Source organism: Mesorhizobium cantuariense (genome assembly GCF_042647205.1).
GTDB lineage: Bacteria > Pseudomonadota > Alphaproteobacteria > Rhizobiales > Rhizobiaceae > Mesorhizobium > Mesorhizobium cantuariense.
On record NZ_JBHRVD010000001.1, the window covers coordinates 7,277,144 to 7,295,017 of the forward strand.

The 17,874-nt window shown below is 63.9% G+C and carries 17 protein-coding genes; 5 read left to right on the forward strand and 12 right to left on the reverse strand.

From position 1 onward, the window contains the following. The 4 genes from ACFOJ9_RS35625 to ACFOJ9_RS35640 are packed head-to-tail and all read right to left on the reverse strand — an operon-like array spanning position 1 to position 3,829. The gene (locus ACFOJ9_RS35625) at positions 1 to 1,164 is read right to left on the reverse strand and encodes an acyl-CoA dehydrogenase family protein (RefSeq protein WP_378986360.1); all 1,164 of its coding nucleotides are present in this window, start codon (positions 1,162 to 1,164) and stop codon (positions 1 to 3) included. A gap of 4 nt (positions 1,165 to 1,168) precedes the next feature. Beyond that, entirely contained in the window at positions 1,169 to 2,263 is a 1,095-nt protein-coding gene (locus ACFOJ9_RS35630; RefSeq protein WP_378986362.1) for a carnitine 3-dehydrogenase, read from the reverse strand. Continuing rightward, on the reverse strand, positions 2,260 to 2,889 hold the full coding sequence (locus tag ACFOJ9_RS35635; protein ID WP_378986364.1) for an HD domain-containing protein: 630 nt from the start codon (positions 2,887 to 2,889) through the stop codon (positions 2,260 to 2,262). Before ACFOJ9_RS35635 ends, ACFOJ9_RS35630 begins: the two co-directional genes overlap by 4 nt. A gap of 22 nt (positions 2,890 to 2,911) precedes the next feature. Beyond that, a complete protein-coding gene (locus tag ACFOJ9_RS35640; protein ID WP_378986366.1) occupies positions 2,912 to 3,829 on the reverse strand; it encodes a BKACE family enzyme in 918 nt (305 codons plus the stop codon). Positions 3,830 to 3,906: 77 nt separating this feature from the next. On the opposite strand from ACFOJ9_RS35640, the gene ACFOJ9_RS35645 reads away from it, so the two are divergent. Then, positions 3,907 to 4,890, forward strand: coding sequence for a GlxA family transcriptional regulator (locus ACFOJ9_RS35645; protein ID WP_378986368.1), 984 nt, complete (start codon positions 3,907 to 3,909; stop codon positions 4,888 to 4,890). On the opposite strand, the gene ACFOJ9_RS35650 is transcribed toward ACFOJ9_RS35645, so the two are convergent. From ACFOJ9_RS35650 to xylA, 4 genes are all read right to left on the reverse strand, one after another. Further along, positions 4,868 to 5,632, reverse strand: a complete 765-nt coding sequence (locus ACFOJ9_RS35650) for a TIGR01458 family HAD-type hydrolase (protein WP_378986370.1) — start codon at positions 5,630 to 5,632, stop codon at positions 4,868 to 4,870. The two genes, ACFOJ9_RS35645 and ACFOJ9_RS35650, sit on opposite strands and share 23 nt — an antisense overlap. A gap of 60 nt (positions 5,633 to 5,692) precedes the next feature. Next, entirely contained in the window at positions 5,693 to 5,896 is a 204-nt protein-coding gene (locus ACFOJ9_RS35655) for a hypothetical protein (protein WP_095083103.1), read from the reverse strand. A 178-nt stretch (positions 5,897 to 6,074) separates the two neighbouring features. Then, entirely contained in the window at positions 6,075 to 6,551 is a 477-nt protein-coding gene (locus ACFOJ9_RS35660; RefSeq protein WP_378986372.1) for a GNAT family N-acetyltransferase, read from the reverse strand. Positions 6,552 to 6,728: 177 nt separating this feature from the next. Further along, complete coding sequence (gene xylA, locus ACFOJ9_RS35665) at positions 6,729 to 8,054, reverse strand: xylose isomerase (protein WP_378986374.1); 1,326 nt, start codon at positions 8,052 to 8,054, stop codon at positions 6,729 to 6,731. Between the two features lie 112 nt (positions 8,055 to 8,166). On the opposite strand from xylA, the gene ACFOJ9_RS35670 reads away from it, so the two are divergent. Continuing rightward, a complete protein-coding gene (locus ACFOJ9_RS35670; RefSeq protein WP_378986376.1) occupies positions 8,167 to 8,529 on the forward strand; it encodes a nuclear transport factor 2 family protein in 363 nt (120 codons plus the stop codon). 227 nt (positions 8,530 to 8,756) lie between these two features. On the opposite strand, the gene xylB is transcribed toward ACFOJ9_RS35670, so the two are convergent. Together xylB and ACFOJ9_RS35680 are read right to left on the reverse strand one after the other, a co-directional pair. Then, on the reverse strand, positions 8,757 to 10,211 hold the full coding sequence (gene xylB, locus ACFOJ9_RS35675; RefSeq protein WP_378986378.1) for a xylulokinase: 1,455 nt from the start codon (positions 10,209 to 10,211) through the stop codon (positions 8,757 to 8,759). Positions 10,212 to 10,292: 81 nt separating this feature from the next. Beyond that, positions 10,293 to 11,615, reverse strand: a complete 1,323-nt coding sequence (locus ACFOJ9_RS35680; RefSeq protein WP_378986380.1) for a tetratricopeptide repeat protein — start codon at positions 11,613 to 11,615, stop codon at positions 10,293 to 10,295. Between the two features lie 216 nt (positions 11,616 to 11,831). On the opposite strand from ACFOJ9_RS35680, the gene ACFOJ9_RS35685 reads away from it, so the two are divergent. Further along, positions 11,832 to 14,624 carry an autotransporter family protein gene (locus ACFOJ9_RS35685; RefSeq protein WP_378986382.1) on the forward strand — a complete coding sequence of 931 codons (2,793 nt, stop codon included), beginning with the start codon at positions 11,832 to 11,834 and terminating at the stop codon, positions 14,622 to 14,624. A gap of 52 nt (positions 14,625 to 14,676) precedes the next feature. Here the strand turns inward: ACFOJ9_RS35685 and ACFOJ9_RS35690 are convergent, their stop codons facing one another. Together ACFOJ9_RS35690 and ACFOJ9_RS35695 are read right to left on the reverse strand one after the other, a co-directional pair. Then, entirely contained in the window at positions 14,677 to 15,300 is a 624-nt protein-coding gene (locus tag ACFOJ9_RS35690) for a LysE family translocator (protein ID WP_378986384.1), read from the reverse strand. A 96-nt stretch (positions 15,301 to 15,396) separates the two neighbouring features. Next, a complete protein-coding gene (locus ACFOJ9_RS35695) occupies positions 15,397 to 15,519 on the reverse strand; it encodes a hypothetical protein (RefSeq protein WP_378986386.1) in 123 nt (40 codons plus the stop codon). 238 nt (positions 15,520 to 15,757) lie between these two features. On the opposite strand from ACFOJ9_RS35695, the gene ACFOJ9_RS35700 reads away from it, so the two are divergent. Both ACFOJ9_RS35700 and ACFOJ9_RS35705 read left to right on the forward strand, forming a co-directional pair. Continuing rightward, positions 15,758 to 16,525, forward strand: a complete 768-nt coding sequence (locus ACFOJ9_RS35700) for a L,D-transpeptidase (RefSeq protein WP_378986388.1) — start codon at positions 15,758 to 15,760, stop codon at positions 16,523 to 16,525. A 155-nt stretch (positions 16,526 to 16,680) separates the two neighbouring features. Then, complete coding sequence (locus ACFOJ9_RS35705; RefSeq protein WP_378986390.1) at positions 16,681 to 17,847, forward strand: diphosphate--fructose-6-phosphate 1-phosphotransferase; 1,167 nt, start codon at positions 16,681 to 16,683, stop codon at positions 17,845 to 17,847. The last annotated feature ends 27 nt before the right edge of the window (positions 17,848 to 17,874 follow it).

Genomic DNA, 17,874 nt, shown 5'->3' on the forward strand with positions numbered 1-17,874 from the left:
TTATGCCCCGAACGGACGCAGCAGCGCCCGCGAAATGATGTGGCGCTGGATCTCGGACGTGCCTTCCCAGATGCGCTCGACGCGCGCGTCGCGCCAGATGCGCTCCAGCGGCAAATCGTCCATCAGCCCCATGCCGCCATGGATCTGGATCGCCTCATCGGCGACGAAAGCGAGCATCTCGGTGGCCTTCAGCTTGGCCATGGCCATGTCCTGGTCGGTGACTGTGCCCTGATCGTACTTCCAGCCGGCTTCGAACACCATCAGGTCGGAGGCCTTCAGTTCGGTCGCCATGTCGGCGAGCTTGAACGACACGCCCTGGAACTTGCCGATCTGCTGGCCGAACTGCTGGCGCTGCGCTGCGTATTCCACCGCATGGCCAAGTGCCCGCTCGGCGCGGCCGAGGCAGGTGGCGCCGACCTGCAGCCGGGTGGCGCCGAGCCAGGAATTGGCGACGTCGAACCCTTTGTGAACTTCGCCGAGCACTTGGGCTCCGGGCAAGCGGCAATCGTCGAATTCGAGGATGGCGTTGGTGTAGCCGCGATGCGAGACGTTGCGGTAGCCATCGCGCACCGTAAAACCCTTGGTGCCCTTGTCGACGAAGAAGGCGGTGATCTTCTTGCGCTTGCCGCGCGCGGACTCTTCCTCGCCTGACGCCATGAAAACGATGGCGAAGTCGGCGAGATCGGCGTGGCTGATGAAATGCTTGGTGCCGTTCAGCACCCAGTCGTCGCCGTCCTGCACGGCGGTCGCCTTCATGCCGCGCAGATCGGAGCCGGCGCCCGGCTCGGTCATCGCCAGGCAATCCCACTTCTCGCCACGGATGCAGGGGAACAGATACTTTTCGCGCTGCTCGGGCGTACCGGCCAAAAGGATGTTGGACGGCCGCGCCACACAGGTCCAGTGCAGCGCATAGTTGGCGCGGCCGAGTTCCTTCTCGTAGAGCAGCCAGGTCACCGTATCCAGGCCGGCACCGCCGACATCGGCCGGCATGTTGGCGGCATAGAGCCCGGCCTCGATCGCCTTGGCCTTGATCTCCTCGATCAGGTCGCGGCGCAGCACGCCGGTGCGCTCGACCTCGCGCTCATGCGGGTAAAGCTCGTTCTCGACGAACGCGCGCGTCGTCTCGACAATGAGCTTCTGTTCCTCCGACAGCCCGAAATCCATGGTCTCAGCCTTTCTTCTTTTTCTTCGGCTTTTCAGCTTTCTTCACTGGCTTGCCCGCCTTGGCCTTCTCGGCCGCCTTGGAGGCTGTCGGCTTCTTCGCCGCCAGCTTGGCCAGCTGCTTGGTATAGTCCTTGTGCAGGGCGCCGGCGCCCCAGCCCTTGCCTTTGTTCTGCTTCGACAGCGCGTCCATGATCGCGACCAGATTGTCGTCGCGGATCTTTTCCAGCTCGCGGATCGACAGCCCATGCGCCTGGTCGTCCGACTGCGTGGCGATCAGGTCGACCAATTCGTCGTTGAACTCCGGCACGTCCATCAGCTTGGTCCATGGCCATTTCAGGCACGGGCCGAACTGCGCCATGAAGTGGCGCATGCCGGCCTCGCCGCCGGCGACGCGATAGACCTGGAACATGCCCATCTGCGCCCAGCGCAGGCCGAAGCCGTAGCGCATGATGTCGTCGAGTTCCTCGACCGTGCAGATGCCGTCCTTGATCAGCCACAGCGCCTCGCGCCATGCCGCTTCGAGCAGGCGGTCGCCGACGAAGGCTTCGATCTCCTTGCGGATCACGACAGGCTTCATGCCGATCGAGGCATACATCTCCTTGGCGACCTCGATCGCCTCGGGAAAGGTCTGTTCGCCGCCGACGATCTCGACCAGCGGCAGGAGATAGACCGGGTTGAACGGATGGCCGACAACCAGCCGCTCCGGATGCTTCTTCATCGCCACCTGCATGTCGGTCGGCTTGATGCCGGAGGTCGAGGAGCCGACAATCGCATTGGCCGGCGCATGGGCATCGATCTCGGCCAGCACGCGGTGCTTCAGGTCGAGCCGTTCCGGCACGCTCTCCTGGATGAAATCGGCATCGGCAACCGCCTCGGCGATGGTCTTGGCGAAGGTCAGCTTGCCTTCCCTAGGCAGGCCGCTGGGCACCATCTGCTTGTAGGCGCGGCGCGCGCCCTTCATCACTTCGCCGACCTTGCGCGATGCCTCGGGATCGGGGTCGAAGATCGACACGTCGATGCCGTTGAGCAGCAGCCGCGCCACCCAGCCGGCGCCGATGACGCCGCCACCGATGGCGGCTGCCTTGTTGATGATGCTCATGCCGAGGCTCCGGTTCTTGTCGTGGCTGTTGCGGGATCGATGAGAGGAACGCGCTCGCCGGCGCGGATCACGGAGGCGTCGTAGGCCTTGCGGGCAAAGACTTCGAGCACGAAGGGCCGGAAGAATTCGATCGGCAGCGTGTCGTAGTCGGGGTCGAAGCTCGACTGGTCCCAGCGCTCGCAAAACTCATCGCAATCGTCGAAATAGGCGTGGCCGGCGAAGCGGTCGCGGGCATGGCGGTTGCCGCCCAGATGATGGGCATAGTAGAGGCGCTGGAAATCGCCGTGCTTCTCCACCACCCAGGTGCATTGCTCGCGCACGAAAGGCTTCAGGATCGACGCGGCATATTCGTCGTGATTGTAGGGCGCGTAGATGTCGCCGATATCGTGCAGCAGCGCACAGGTGATCCAGTCGGTGTCGGCGCCGTCACGCCAGGCGCGTGTCGCCGCCTGCAGCGAATGGCCGAGCCGGGTGATCTTGTAACCGGACAGGCCCTCGTCGAGTTGCACCAGCGCATCGAGCAGCCGCTCGCCGGTCCTGGCCGCATAGTCGACTTCATGCGCGGTCAGGAACTCGTAGTCGTCCCGGTCGCCATCCTTCATCGCGGTGAATTTGACGGTAGTCATATCGACCCTCCCAGCGAATAATTTATGCCGCCATCGGCGCCCGCTTGGTCAGGTTAAGCTTCCTGCGCACTTCCTCCGGGCCGATGATCCTGGCGCCCAGATTGGTGACGATGCTGGCGGCACGCTCGACAAGCTGTGCATTGGTGGCCAGCACGCCCTTGTCGAGCCACAGATTGTCTTCCAGCCCGACGCGGACATTGCCGCCGGCCAGCACGGCTGCCGCGGCATAGGCCATCTGGTTGCGGCCGATGGCGAAGGCCGACCAGTTCCAGGTCGACGGCACATTGTTGACCATGGCCATGAAGGTGTTGAGGTCGTCAGGCGCACCCCACGGCACGCCCATGCAGAGCTGCACCAGCGCATCCGGGTTCAGCACCTTTTCCTCGACCAGCTGCTTGGCGAACCACAGATGGCCGGTGTCGAAGGCCTCGATCTCCGGCTTGACGCCGAGCGCCGTCATCATGCCGCCCATGGCGCGCAGCATGCCCGGCGTGTTGGTCATGACATAGTCGGCTTCGGCGAAGTTCATGGTGCCGCAGTCGAGCGTGCAGATTTCCGGCAGGCACTGGCGCACATGTTCCATGCGGTTGGTGGCGCCGCCCATGTCGGTGCTTTTTTCGTTGAGCGGCAGCGGCGCTTCCGGCGATCCGAACACCATGTCGCCGCCCATGCCGGCGGTCAGGTTCAACACCACATCGACATTGGCCTCACGAATGCGCTCGGTCACCTCGCGATAGAGATGCACGTCGCGCCTTGGCTTGCCGGTTTCGGGATCGCGCACATGGCAATGCACGATGGCCGCACCCGCCTTGGCCGCATCGATGGCCGAATCGGCGATCTGCTTGGGCGAGCGCGGCACATGCGGGCTGCGATCCTGCGAGCCGCCGGACCCGGTCACGGCACAGGTAATGAAAACCTCGCGGTTCATCGCTAGCGGCATGGAATTCTCCTCCCTTAGATACACACCACAACAATGCCCGACTTGCTGGAAACTGTTTTGCATTTTACGAAGCGTCCATGACAAAAAGCGAAAAACCGACGATCTTTCGTGCCGAGCGCCTGCCGCTCAAGGTGACGCTGCTGGTGTTTTCCGGCTCGTCGATCATGTGCGTGGCCTCGGCCGTCGATCCGCTGCGCGCCGCCAACCGCATCGCCGGCGAGACCCTGTTCGATTTTCGGCTGGTCTCGGTGACCGGCGAGGCTCCGGTCACCACATGCGGCCTGCCGGTGGCGGTCAGTGGCCGCTTCGATGCGGCTGAGCCAACCGACGTTCTTGTCGTCGTCGCCGGCTTCGGCACCCAGAATTATGCAACCTCGGCTCTGTTGTCGGGCCTGCGCCGGGCGGCACGGACAGCACGCGCGTGCGGCGGTGTCGAGGCCGGCACCTGGCTGGTGGCGCGCGCCGGCCTGCTGGAAGGGCGCAGCGCCACCACCCACTGGGAGGACATGGAGGACTTTTCCTCGGCCTTCCCTGGCGTCGATGTCCGCCCGGATCGCTATGTCATCGACGGGCCGGTGTTCACCTCGGGCGGCGCGTCGCCGACCTTCGACCTGATGCTGCATCTCATTCGCACGCGCCTCGGCATGGCCGTCGCGCTCGATGTCGCCAGCGTCTTCATCTACGATCAGGCGCGCGCCGCGACCGATGCCCAGCCGCTGGTCTCGCTCGGCCGGCTCGACGGCTACGACCCGCGCCTTGCGCAAGCCATCCGGCTGATGGAAGCGCATGTCGACCAGCCGCTGACCATAGAAGCGGTGGCAAAGCGTGCCGGGGTGACGGCGCGGACACTGGAGAGCATCTTTCGCAAGTCGATCGGCGAGACGCCGGGCGCCTACTATCTCAGGCTGCGCCTCGGTGCCGCGCGCCGGCTGGTGGTCGACACGCGAGTGGCGATGGCCGACATTGCCGGGCGGACCGGATTTTCGTCCGCCGCGGCGTTTTCGAGAGCGTTTTCGAGAGCTTTTGGCGAGGCGCCAGTCAAACTACGGCGCGGTTGGTGAGTATCCAGTCGGTCGCAGCGGCGAGGTCATCTACCAGTGCCGTGGGGGCCGGATTGAAACGTGTTTCGTCGTCTGGGCGATACTTGCCTGTCCGCACAAGCAGCGCCGCACCAAGCCCGGCGCGCAGTGCGCCGGCGACATCGCTCTCGGCATCGTCGCCGACCATGACCGCATCGGCTGCCGAGCAGTTCATATTGGCAAGCGCCGAAAGAAAGAAATCCGGTGACGGCTTGCCGAGCACGACAGGGCTTCGGCCACTGGCGAATTCGAGGGCGGCAACGAAGGCGCCCGTGTCGAGGCTGAGCAGACCGTCTGCATCCTTGAAGGTGCGATTGGTGGCGAGCGCCACAAAATCGGCGCCGGCCACCAACTCGCGGAACGCCCGGTTGAGCCTGGCATGATCGAAGGCTTCGCCGGCATCTCCGACGATGACGGCCCGCCCATTTGCGCCGTCCAGTCCGGAAAACTCAGGCTCCAGATTGGGATGGACGAGCAAATGCGGTGCGCGGCCATGCCTGCGCAGCCATTCGACGGCGGCACGCGCCGGCGTCAACAATTCCTCTTCTCCAACCTCGACGCCGAAGGCGGCAAGTTGCGCGATGATTGCCTTGTGTGGCGAGCGAGTTGTGTTGCTGACAAAGCGGAGCGGCAAGCCCGCATAGCGCAGGCGCTCGATTGCCGAGACAGCGCCCGCTATCGGGGTGTCGCCATTGTAGACGACACCCAAAAGGTCCAGAAGCACCGCGCGTACCATCGATGAAGGATGACGAAACAGCCTCCGTTCGTCAAACCACAGGGACCGTCAAGCGACATCGCGGCTTTCGTGGACAATGCGCGAGCGCATGCTTTTGGCCAGCACCGTCTCAAGTCGCGCTGCAACCGCGCGATCCCATTCGTTTGTGCGCTGCGTGCCGTCCTTCGGATGCGGCATCGCCATCAGCCGGTCGATGATCGATCCGGCCTCGCCCGGTGAGAGCAGGGCGTCGATTTCACGTTCGTTCTGCATATCGGTTCGCCTCCTTCTTCCTCTCCCGCCACGAGCCAGTCTTATACGAGATACGTGACGGCTGTTTGAAGGCAAGAGCGAGGTCATTGAAGGGCGGCAAAGGGCAAAACCGTGTCGTCGTTCGCACCCTTACGTAACGTTTGTTCCTGCGTCCGGGCAGGTCGGGTCAAGGAGAAATCTACAGCCGCTTTTCGAACAGCACCGTGGTGAAGCCGCTGTCCCATTCGTCGTCTGGATAGCGGTTTTTCTCGACATAGCCGACCGCCTTGTAGAGTGCTTGTGCGGGCAGGTTGAACGTGTCGGTTTCTAGCCGCGCCTGCGCCAATCCGGCCGCGCCGATCGCCTGTTCGGCATGGGAAAGCAGCTTGCGGCCGACACCTTGTCCTTGACGGGACGCGATGACATGCAGGGCTTCGATGAAGTCCGCGCGCCAATGGATCAGGCCGGCGACATTGCCATCGATCACGGCAACGGCAAATTCAGGCCAGCTCTGGTTGACATAGCGCCCGCCAACATCCGCCTCGATATAGCGCTGCGCCGCTGCCTCGGTGATGTTCGGCAGCCAGGTGCCTTCGAACGTTTCCTGCAGCACCCGCTTCAACGCCGGGATATCGCTTGCCTGCGCCGGGCGCACGATGATTCGATCCTCTGCCATTTCCGTCTCCTGACAGCTGCCGCGCGGACCTTTTCGGCTGCGCGGCACCTTGATCTCGCGCGGGTCGCCAAAGATCTGTGCGATCTTCAGGAGCCCGCGCGAAATGAGCTGATTAGCAGAAGGCGATGGCGGCGGCTTTCAGCCAGTGGTGCTGGATGCCGGTCCAGAGATCGGGCTTCACACGTACCGGTTGACGATGTTTTCCAGCAGCTCCTGACGGCCGGATCTTGGCTGCGGCTCGATCTTCTTCTTGACGACGCGCTCGGCGATGTCCTCCAGCGTGCGCTTGCCGGCAAGCATCGCCTTGCCCTCGGCCGTGTTCCAGCCGGCATAACGTTCGGCCAGCGGTGCGGACAACGCCTTGTCCTCGACCATGCGGGCCGCGGCCTTCAAGCCGCGTGCGCAGGAATCCATGCCGCCGATATGGCCGATCAGCAGATCCTGCGGATCGAGCGACTGGCGGCGCAGCTTGGCGTCGAAATTGGTGCCGCCGGTCTTGAAGCCGCCGGCCTGCAGGACCTGATAATAGGCCAGCGCCATTTCCGGCACGTTGTTGGGGAACTGGTCGGTGTCCCAGCCGGACTGGTAGTCGTTGCGGTTCATGTCGATCGAGCCGAAGACGCCGAGCGCATTGGCCAGCGCCAGCTCGTGCTCGAAGGAATGGCCGGCCAGGATGGCGTGGCCCTGCTCGATGTTGAGTTTGACTTCCTTCTCCAGCCCGAAGCGCTTGAGGAAGCCGTAGACGGTGGCGACATCGTAATCATACTGGTGCTTGGTCGGCTCCTGCGGCTTCGGCTCGATCAGGATCGTGCCCTTGAAACCGATCTTGTGCTTGTAGTCGACGACCATGCTGAGGAAGCGGCCGGCCTGCTCCTGCTCGCGCGCAAGATCGGTGTTGAGCAGCGTCTCATAGCCCTCGCGCCCGCCCCACAGCACGTAGTTCTCACCCTTCAGCCGCTTGGTGACGTCGATACAGCTTTTCACCGTCGCTGCCGCGTAGGCAAAGACATCCGGATCGGGATTGGTGGCCGCACCCGACATGAAGCGACGATTGGAGAACAGGTTCGCCGTTCCCCACAAAAGCCTGACGCCCGTCTGCTTCATCTTTCCGGCGAAGTAGTCGGCGATCTCGTCGAGGCGCGCCGCGCTCTCGGAAAAGTCCTTGCCCTCCGGCCGCACATCGGCGTCGTGGAAGCAGAAATAGGGTGCGCCGAGCAGCGAGAACATTTCGAAGGCGACATCCGCCTTGAGCTTGGCCAGTTCCATCGTGTCTGTGCCGCCGGCCTTGGGGAACCACGGCCGGTCGAAGGTCTGGCCGCCGAACGGATCGCCGCCCGGCCAGGCAAAGGAATGCCAGTAGGCGACGGCGAAGCGCAGATGATCTTCCAGCCGCTTGCCGGCGACAACCTCATCGGGATTGTAGAACCGGTAAGCCAGCGGATTGGTCGAATCCGGCCCTTCGTATTTGATCTTCTTGATGTCGCCGAAAAATCCGCTGCTCATGATTTCTGTCCTCTCACAAAGTTCTGCCGCCATTACCTCAGGCGTAATTGGTTTCAGGCCGGCGCTGGTCGAAAAGGGTCATGTCAAAGCCACTCAATGAAGGAGACAGACCATGACCGACCTCAACAAGATCGCCCAAGGCTACATCACCGCCTGGAACGAAAGCGATGCCGACCGCCGGGCCGACTTGCTCAAGGCGACCTTCACCGAAGACGTCAGCTATCGCGATCCGCTCATACAGGGCGATGGCCATGCGGGTGTCGCGGCACTCATCGACGGCGTGCAGCAGCGCTTTGCCGGCTTCCGGTTCTCGCTGAAGGGCACGCCGGACGGTTTTGCCGACAAGATCCGCTTCTCGTGGAATCTCGGACCTGAGGGGACGCCTTCGGTGATCGAAGGCACCGACATAGGCGTCATCGAGAACGGCCGCCTGAAGAGCGTCACCGGCTTCCTCGACAAGGTGCCGGCGCAGTGAGCTTACTTGGTGAAGGGGGGCGCGAGGCACCCCCCTCTGGCCTGCCGGCCATCTCCCCCGCAAGGGGGGAGATTGGCTGGTACCCGGGCCATCGCCAATCACCCACCTTGCAGGACTGACATATCCGCTGACGCTGCTGATCTCCCCCCTTGCGGGGGAGATGCCCGGCAGGGCAGAGGGGGGTGCCTCGCGCCCACCCATGCGACTGCAGGGTGCCTCGCGCCTACTCACGCGGTCACGCCCTTGATCGCCGGATAGAGCGCCCCATAGCGCCGATAAGCATCTGCATAGACCCCGCCGAGCGCCGCGTCCGGTTCGATCGTCGCATCCGTTCTCGGTGCCGTACAGATTTCAAGCGGATCAGCACCCGTCGCTGCGATCAGGCCGAGCCGCGCGGCACCGAAGGCGGCGCCGAAATCGCCATCGGCGGGAATGTCGACAGGCAGTTGAAGCGCGGTGGCAATCGCCTTCAGCCAGTAGCGCGAGCGCGAACCGCCGCCGATCGCCGTCACCCGCGTCAAGGTCGTACCGGCTGTGGCCAGGGCTTCGAAGCTGTCGCGGAAGGCAAAGGCGACGCCCTCCAGCACGGCCTGCGTCAGCACGGCACGGCTCGATTCATGCGCCAGCCCGGTGAATGCGCCGCGAATGGCGGAATCATTGTAGGGTGTACGCTCACCCGAGAGATAAGGCAGGAAGGACACGCCGCTGGGCGCCTTCAATGTATCGCCGAGTTCGGCGGTCAATTCGCCCGCGCTCTTCCCGGTGATTTCGGACAGCCAGTTGAGCGAATCGGTTGCCGACAGGATGACGCCCATCTGGTGCCATGTGTTCGGAAGCGCGTGGCAGAAGGTGTGGACCGCACTTGCCGGGTTGGGCAGGTAGGAAGCATTGGCGGCAAACAGCACGCCCGACGTGCCGAGCGAGACGAAAGCGTTGCCGGCGCCGACCGTGCCCATGCCGCAGGCTGAGGCGGCGTTGTCGCCAGCGCCGCCGGCGATCGGGATGCCGGCCTGCATGCCCCATTTTGAGGCCAGTTCGGCACGCAGCGCGCCTGCCTTCTGCGTACCCTCGACCAGCGACGGCATCTGCTTTTCATCGAGCGATGTCGCTGCGAGCAAATCCGCGCTCCAGCGCCGCTTGCCGACATCGAGCCAGGACGTGCCGGCCGAATCCGACATTTCCGAAATGTGTTCGCCCGAAAGCCAGAGCCGCAGGAAATCCTTGGGCAGCAGCACTTTTGCGACCTTGGCGAAGACAGCGGGCTCGTTGTTCTTCACCCAGGCAAGTTTGGGCGCGGTGAACCCGGGAAAGACGATGTTGCCGGTCAGCGCACGGAAGTGTGGGTCGGCGTCGAGAACGGCGGCCTCGGCATGGCTGCGCGTGTCGTTCCACAGAATGCAGGGGCGCAGCACCTTGTCGGCGGCATCGAGCAGTGTGGCGCCGTGCATGTGGCCGGACAGGCCGATACCCTTGACCGCGGCGAATTCCCCGGGATGCCTGGCCTTGAGGTCGGCAATCGCCTCTTCGCAGGCACGGATCCAGTCGTCGGGATCTTGTTCGGACCAACCGGGATGCGGCCGTGACACGTCGATCGACGCATGGCCGGAACCGATGACGGTTTGCCCGGCATCGATCAGCAGCGCCTTGACGCCCGATGTCCCGAGATCGAGGCCGAGATACATGATTTCCTCCCTTGCCAGTAATTTTTTCGAGTCTCGAAAAAATCTGGTTTGGTCAGTTTTTAAGACAAGTTTCGTCGCGGGTCAATTCTCTGACAAATTGGCCGCACGTGATGAAAGCAGCGCCGACAGCGGACTGTCGGGTCGCGCCATCGAACGCTCCGCCGCAAGCGCCCTGGCAAGGGCGCCGTCACCGGCGCGCAGGGCCGCCTCGATCAGCGTCAGGTCGATGACGTCACGCTGGGCGTGGCTGCCGCCGAAGCGATGGGCGATTGCCCGGATCGGGCGGATATGGCGCACGGTCTCGGTATAGTTGCCCTCACCGAACGCCTTGATCGCCAGCGTGAGGGGGTGGCCGACATCCCTTGTGAAATCAGCGTTGTCGTCGCTGCCACGCATGGCCTCACGCTGCGTCTCGAGCAAGGTCTGAGCCGGCGCGTCGAGGCCGGCGCCGACAAACGCCATCATCGCGTGGGCATCGTTGAAGGCATAATTGCCGGCGCCGGCTTTGCGCCAGTTGGCGGCGATTGCTGCCCAGCGGTTGCCGACATCGATGCCGCCAAGATAGAGCCGCCACAGGATTGCCGACGCATCGACCATATTGAGCGCCATCGTCGAATGCACGCCGTAGATCGGACCGTCATAGAGGGCCAGCACCTCGTTGGTCTCGCCGAGATCGTAGTGGAATAGCGCCAGATGCCACCAATTGTGCACCTGCAGGAAGCTCTCCCTTGTCCACGCTTCCGGGTTGGCGCGCATCCAGGCGATGCCGTCCCTTTGCCGGCTTTGCATTTCCATGACATGGGCGACGGCATGCTGCGCCCAGCCGTCGCGCGGCTCGATGTCGATTGCCGAGCGGCCAAGCTGTTCGGCCCTGATATAGTCACCCATCTCCTCCAGTCCGAACGCCTGCATGCCAAGCATGGCGTGGTAGCCCGGCATGCCGCTTTGCCAGGACGGCAGGGCGCGGGCGATGCGGTCGCGCAGCATGCGCGCATTGCCTGTGAAGAAATCGATCTGGTGTCCGACCTGCAGCGCCAGCCCGTCGCGCGGGGCCTCGATGGTGATATCCTCAAGAATGCGGCTGGCTTGATGCCAGCGCCCGTCGGCGAGGTGACCAAGGGCTGCGACATGCGCCTGCTCGCGCGTGGTCGCGGCAAGCGGCAGCGCCGCCTCATGGCAAGCCTTGGCCACGGCCGTCGCCTCCCGCTCGGTGGCGAGGCCAAAGAGATAGCCCTTGAAGACATGCGCCATGACGAAGCCGGGATCTTCCGCGATGGCGCGGTCGATGGAGGCGACGGGATCGCCGATGAAGCACTGTAGTTCACGCACTGCCTGGTTGTAGGACGTGAACCCCACCTCCGTTGCACCCGAAAATGTCAGGTCAAACGCATCCCTGATCGCCATGCAATGTCCTCTGGTAGGCCTTTGATCCTTCGGGCCAGGACAATCTTAAGGCATGGGCCACAAACCTGCCAGCCGCGTGCCGCGCTGGGGCTGTTTCAGTAGTCTTTGCAGTTTAGCAACCATGCGGGGCAGATTAGGCTTTGTAAAAGCGAACGAATTGTGTCTTCATTGCGGCGCCGGGCGGGGGCTTGAAAATCGCGAATCGAGAGGGACGCGATGCGGCATCTGAAAAACAGGCTTCCGAACAGTCGTTCGGAGGATGCGGAGAACGCAGTTGCTTTGCTGCGGCGAAGACCGCCCCGGCTACATCCATGGCTTATTAGCGTCTTCTCAACTACGGCGTTTGCGTTGCTGCCCAATTCCGCTGCGTTTGCCGCATGCGTGCTGGGTCCATCCGCCGGGAACACCGTTTACACCTGCGATAGCGGCGACTCGGGCGGCAGCCTCACCGATGCTGACGGCGACAACACGCTGAATTTTCCCGCCGGCGGCACCGGGCAGATATCAGGCAATGTCAGCTTTGGCGTCGGCACGGACCGCATCGACATGCAGTCCGGCACCATCACCGGCACCGTCGATCAGGGCGGCGGCACTGATTTCTTCACCATTGGCACCGGCACTGTCGCCGGCAATGTCCAGCAGGGCTCCGGCATCGACGACTTCAATATGAGCGGCGGCCAGATCGGTTCGCTCAACCAGGGCGATGGCCTGGACACGTTCACCATGACCGGCGGCCGCATCGTCGATTTCTTCGACGACGGCGACCGCGCCGTGATGACCGGTGGCCGCATCGGCCGCGTCAACATGAAGCTCGACCAGAACTATTTCAACATGTCGGGCGGCACCATCGACCGCAATCTCGTCACCGGCTTCGACAAGGACACGATCATCCTGTCGGGCGGCACCATCGGCGGCAACATAAGCGTCAGCGGCGGCAACGACAGCGTGACGGTCACCGGCGGCACGGTCGGTGGCGATATCCTGATGAGCGTTGGCGCCGACAATTTTGTCTGGAATGGCGGCGGCATCATCTATGGCGCCGTCGACCTCGGCGGCGACAACGACACCGCCGAGCTCAGCAGCCTCACCAACGCCAATCTCGGTGCCACGAATGCCATATCGGGTGGTCTCGGTACCGACGCGCTGACCCTGGACAACGTCAAACTTGATGGGATCAGCCGGCTCCAGAACTGGGAAAGCATCGGCGCCACCAACGATACCGAGTTAACGCTCGACGGCAATCTGGTGCTGGGCGACAGCGGCACGGGCACGGGTTCGCTCAGCGTCGACGCCTCGAGCACGCTCTATGGTGGCGGCGGCTTCAACGCGGCGATCCAGGCGTTTACGGCAGGCCAACTGGCGCAGGTCACCAATGCCGGGCGCATCGACCTGACCAACGGCAGCACCGGCGCCACTGACAGCCTGACGATATCAGGCAATTATACCGGCCTGGGTGGCCTGCTGCTGATCCAGACCGAGCTTGGTGACGACAGTTCCGCATCCGACAAGCTTGTCCTGTCGGGCGGCACGGCTTCGGGTTCGACCGGCATCTCCGTGATCAATCTCGGCGGCGCGGGTGCGGCGACCACGCAGGACGGCATCATGGTCGTCCAGGCTGTCAACGGCGCCACCTCTGGCGCCTCCACCTTTGCGCTGGATGCACCGGTCGCCGCCGGTGCCTTCGAATATTATCTGTTCAAGGGCGGCGTCAGCGCCGGCAGCGAGGAGAACTGGTACCTGCGCTCGACGCTGAACACGCCGGCCCCGCCGGCCGCGGCTCCGCCGGCGCTAGAACCTACCCCGCCGCCGGAACCTGAGCCGCCGGCGGTCGAGCCACCGCCCCCGCCGCCTTCCGAGCTGCCGCCAACGCCGCCGCCGACCGAGGGCGACATCAACAACCCGCCTGTCGACCCGACACCACCGGTGCAGGCAAGCGATCCGGAGCCCGAGCCACCACCGGCGCCACCACCGGCGCCAGTGGCGGATCCGCCCCCGCCGCCACCAGTGGTGCCTACGGATGTGCCCGACCTGCCGACGCCGGCGGCGGGAGAGGAAATCCTGCTCTATCGCATCGAGGTTCCGGTCTATTCGGCCTTGCCGCCGGTCGCCGAGCATCTGGCGATGACGACGCTCGGCACTTTCCACGAACGGCGCGGCGAGCAGAGCCTGTTGTCGAACACGGAACTGTCACCGGTCTGGGGCCGTATCTTCGGCCAGGACACCAAGATGGCCTGGTCGGGAACGGTGTCGCCGTCCTTCGACGGCACGCTGTTCGGCTTCCAGGGCGGCTTCGACGTGTTCGGCCGAGAAACCAGCTCCGGTTCGGTCGATCGCGCCGGCCTGTTCATCGCCTATGCCAGCATGAATGGTGATGTGCGCGGCCAGGCGCTGGGGCAGGACAATCTGTCCGTCGGCGGTATCGATCTCGATGGCACCAGTGTCGGCGGCTACTGGACCCGCATCGGCCAGGGTGGCTGGTATCTGGACGGCGTCTTGATGGCCACCTTCTTCGGTGGAAACGCGACATCGTCGCGCGATGTCGGCATCGACATCGGCGGAACCGGCATCACCGCTTCGCTGGAAGGCGGTTATCCCATAGCGCTGGGACAAGGCTGGACGCTCGAGCCGCAGGCGCAACTGGTCTGGCAGCATCTGTCGCTCGACGATACATCGGACCGTTTTGCTTCGGTTTCCTTCGATTCCGACGGCAGCGTCACCGGCCGGCTGGGCGCACGGCTGCAAGGCGAGACAACGATCAACGGCAAGGCACTGCTGCCCTACCTCAAGGCCAACATCTGGCACGATTTCGGCGGTACCAGCCATGTCAATTTCGACACCACCGACATCTCGACCGAGGGCAGATCGACCTCGTTCGAGTTCGGCGGCGGCGTGATTGCCAAGGTGACCGACAAGGTCAGCATCTTCGCCGCCGGCGACTACACCACCAATCTCGGCGGCGACAAACGTCGTATCCTTGAAGGCAATCTGGGATTCAGCGTCAAATGGTGAGGCCGGCCATGATCCCGGAAACTGGTTTCGGGATCATGGTCAGACAGCGAGCCTAATTCCCCGAACGCATCGCCACCGTGGCGATGCCGGCGCCGACCAGCAGCGTGCCGCCGGTGCGGTTGAAGATGCGGATTGCCTTGGGATTGCGCACGACGTTGCGTGCGCGTGAGGCGATCAGCGCATAGCCGAAGGTATTGGCGAAGGCGAGCGCCAGGAAGGTCGTCTCGAAGACCAGCATCTGCGTCCAGAAATCGGCGTGCCGGTCGAGGAACTGCGGCAGGAAGGCGACGAAGAAGGTAATGCTTTTCGGGTTGAGCGCGGTGACCAGCCAGGCATGCGCCATCATCTTGGCCGACGACACCGCATCGGTGCGCGGTTCGGCTTTCAGTGCGCCGCCGGCGCGAAACAGTTTCACGCCGAGATAGATCAGATAGCCGGCCCCGATCAGCTTCAGGATGGTGAAGACGGTCGCCGAAGCCGCCAGCAGCGCGCCGATGCCCAGCATCGACAATGTCATCGCGGTGAAGTCGCCCAGCGCCACGCCGACGGCCATAGGCAGGGAGGTGCGCCAGCCCTGGCCCAGCGCATAGGATACGACCAGAAGGATGGTCGGACCCGGAATGATGAGAAGGATCGCCGAGGCGGCAGCGAAGGCGGCCCAGTTTTCGAAGGACATGCTCGTCTCCCTTGAGCTCAAAGAAAAGGATAAATCCTTAGGCCCGGGAGAATGTAAAGAGGCGATTTCCCTAACTGCGCCAACGGCAGATCGGCGTCAGTTCGCGCCGCTCAGCGTGCTCACGATATCGGCCAGGCTGACATTGGCACCGAGAACGGTTGCTGCCGCGACAATGGCAGCGGCAAAAAGTGTGATGTCGGTTTTTAAGGTCTTGCACATGGAGGCCCCTCGCTGATCGCTTGAGGGGTAGGGAACGCCGGCGCCGGGATTATGACCCGGCCGAGGTCTTTTTGTGCGGCAGCTCCCAGTCAACGCTCAGGCAGGAAGGTCGAGCGCCACCAGGCAATGCGCAAACGCAGGCTGTGCAAGGTCTTCACGCTTTATCAACCATGAATGATGAAAATGCGTGATATCAGGCCGGACCGTGCTTCCCGCCGACAGCGTAGGGTTTGGGTATATGCGTGAGTTGCCGCAGGGTCTGACGCCGCCGCGAAACGGCGACGCAATCGAAGCCGATCATCATCTTTCCCGCCGTGCCATCCTGTCAGGGGTAGGGGCGCTCACACTGCTCAGCGCCGCCGGTTGCTCGACCTCGGGCGGTGGGCTGCCGGTGCTCGAGCTCGACGATACGGTTACCGGTTCCGTGCGGCCGATCCGGCCAAGCATCAGCGTCGACAAGAACATCACCAGCCCCGGCGTGATGTATGCAGCGATGACGGATGGCGGCTTCAACGTGCCGGAAGTGCCGTATCTGAAGGTCAAGCCGGAATTCCGCCGCCAGATCGTCGTCGACACGACAGGCGAGGCGCCCGGCACCATCGTCGTCCATCTGCAGGAGCGCATGCTCTATCTCGTCCAGCCGGGTGGCGACGCCATCCGCTACGGCGTCGGCATCGGCAAGGACGGCTTCCGCTGGTCCGGCCGCGCCAACATCCAGTACGGCCGGGAATGGCCGACCTGGACGCCGCCGCCGGAAATGATCGCCCGCAAGCCGGAACTGGTGAAATGGCAGGCCGGCCAGCCCGGCGGCCTGACCAACCCGCTCGGCGCCCGCGCCCTCTACATCTATCAGGACGGCAAGGACACCGGCTACCGCATCCACGGTTCGCCCGAATGGGCGAGCATCGGCCAGGCGATGTCGTCGGGCTGCGTGCGCCTCATCAACCAGGACATCATCGACCTCTACAGCCGCGTCTCCAAGAAAAATCCGGTCGTCGTCGTCTGATCGTGGCCGCAGTTTGCGGCCACCGTATTTTTTGAGCATGATCTTTTCCGAAAACCGGTTCCCACTTTTCGGCACCATGCTCTGGTTCTTCCGTTGCGCGATAGCGAAAGACAGGCGAATGTGCCTGCGAATTCATCGCTCGGGAGACGTCAGGAATGGCCGGAACTTTTGTCATCGCGCAGGGCGGCGGCCCAACCGCCGTCATCAACCAGACGGTGGTCGGGGCGACGCTGGAGATCCGCAAGCGGCATCCCGGCGCCAGGGTCCTCGGCTCCATTCACGGCGTGCGCGGCATTCGTGACGGCAATTATGTCGACCTCTCCGCCATCCCGGAAGACCGGCTGCGGCTGATTGCCGGCACGCCAAGTGCGGCCCTTGGCTCGACCCGCGACAAGCCGGATGCCGCCTATTGCGACGTCATCCTCAACGGGTTGAAGAAGGCCGGCGCCGACGCCTTCATCTATATCGGCGGCAACGATACGTCGGGCACCCAGCAGATCCTGACCGATGCCGCCGGCGGCTCAATAGCCTTCGTCCACGCGCCGAAGACCATCGACAATGATCTCGAGGAAAACGACCACACGCCGGGCTTTATTTCGGCGGCCGAGTTCGTCGCCGGCGCCTTCCTCTCCGTCGACCTCGATTTCCGCGCGCTGCCCGGCATCTATGTCGGCATCGTCATGGGCCGGCATGCCGGCTTCCTGACCGCGGCAGCGGCTGCCTGGCAGCTCGACCCCGACAGCGGCCCGCACCTTGTCTATGTGCCCGAGCGCCCATTCTCGGCCGCCGGCTTCATCGACGACGTGCGCGCCACGCTCGATCGTCACAAGCGCTGCATCGTCGCCGTGTCGGAGGGTGTCAGCACCGCCGACGGCAAGGCGCTGGTCGAAAGCCTGGTGCCGCCGGACAAGCTCGAGCGCGACGCGCATGGCAACGTCAAGCTGTCGGGCAGCGACCTGCCGGCAGCACTGGAGCGCGCGCTGGCCGAAGGCCTGCCGGGCAAGCGAGCCCGCGTCGATGCGCTTGGCTACATGCCGCGCGGCTATATCGGCGCCATCAGCGCGGTCGACGCACAGGAGGCGTTTGACGCCGGCGCCTTCGCCGTCAGTGTCGCCGAACAGGGCGGCGGCTCGGTGGCGCTGCAATATGACGGCACCAAAACGGTGCTGAAGAAGGTGCCACTGAAGAACGTCGCCGGCAAGACCCGCCACATGCCGGACGATTTCATGAAGCCCGATGTCAATCAGCTGTCCGATACCGGCATGGCCTATCTCAAGCGGCTGGTGCCGGAAAAGTACAAGGTCGGGAAGCCCTTCGTTTGATGCCAGGCTCACACCTGATGCCGGGCT